The sequence below is a fragment of the Rhodovulum sp. PH10 genome (genome assembly GCF_000293785.1).
GTDB lineage: Bacteria > Pseudomonadota > Alphaproteobacteria > Rhizobiales > Xanthobacteraceae > Rhodoplanes.
Genome location: NZ_AKZI01000006.1, coordinates 1 through 1,179, shown reverse-complemented (window position 1 = coordinate 1,179; position 1,179 = coordinate 1). Strand labels below are relative to the sequence as shown.

General features: G+C 65.1%; 2 protein-coding genes. One reads left to right on the top strand and one right to left on the bottom strand.

Annotated elements, in window-relative coordinates; translation table 11 throughout:
- Positions 1-377 (top strand): IS66 family transposase (locus A33M_RS00795; RefSeq protein ID WP_040618764.1); only part of this gene is annotated, 377 nt, incomplete at its 5' end.
- Between the two features lie 150 nt (positions 378-527).
- On the opposite strand, the gene A33M_RS00790 is transcribed toward A33M_RS00795, so the two are convergent.
- Positions 528-1,179 (bottom strand): IS630 family transposase (locus tag A33M_RS00790; RefSeq protein WP_040618763.1); only part of this gene is annotated, 652 nt, incomplete at its 5' end.

Here is a 1,179-nt window from a genome sequence, read left to right as displayed (position 1 = left end):
TGCGCGAAAAGCTCGCGCTGATCAGCCGGAAGACCAAGCTCGCCGAGGCGATCCGCTACGCGCTCTCGCGCTGGGACGGCCTGACCCGCTTCCTCGACGACGGCCGCATCGAGATCGACTCCAACGTCGTCGAACGCTCGATCCGCCCGATCGCCCTCAACCGCAAGAACGCGCTCTTCGCCGGCTCGGACGGTGGCGCCGAGCACTGGGCCGTCGTCGCCTCGCTGATCGAGACCTGCAAGCTGATCGGCATCGATCCGCACGCCTATCTCGCCGACGTCATCACCAGGATCGTCGACGGCCACCCCAACAGCCGCATCGACGACCTGCTGCCCTGGGCCTACGCCCCGCCGCAAGCCCTCAAAGCCGTGGCCTGACCACGACGCTTACGCCGCCTTCGTCCGCCTCGCCATGATCCGCGTCATGCTCCGACGGCTGGCAAGACCAACCCACTCCGCGTGAATCCGATCTTCTTGGATCGGCTCTGAAATAAGGCGCCGGACAGGATGGCAGCTGCGTGCCGAAAGCTAGTGGATGGAATCTAACGCTTGGTGCCCTCTCTTGACGGCTGCGATGATTTTGTCCGGGTCCGCCGTCCACGTGAAGGGTATCGGGTCGGCATTGGTTTCGGCGACGAAGCGGTTGATGGCGGCCTGGAGGTCGACGACCGAGCGGAAGACGCCGCGTTGCAGGCGACGCCGGCTGAGCTTGGCGAAGAACCCCTCGACGGCGTTGAGCCACGAGCACGAGGTCGGCGTGAAGTGGAAGACGAAGCGTGGGTGGCGATCCAGCCAAGCGCGCACCTTCGGATGCTTGTGGGCGGCGTAGTTGTCGAGGATGACGTGGATCATCTTGCCGGCCGGCACCTCGGCCTCGATGGTGTTCAGAAATCGGATGAGTTCCTGATGGCGGTGGCGCTGCATGTTGCGGCCGATGACGGTGCCGTCGAGCACGTTCAGCGCGGCGAACAGGGTCGTGGTGCCGTGGCGCTTGTAATCGTGCGTCATGGTGCCGAGCCGTCCCTTCTTCAGCGGCAGACCCGGCTGGGTGCGGTCGAGGGCCTGGATCTGGCTCTTCTCGTCGACTGACAGCACGATGGCGTGGGCCGGGGGATCGACGTAGAGCCCGACCACGTCGCGCAGCTTGGCGACGAACTTCGGATCGTTCGAGAGCTTGAAC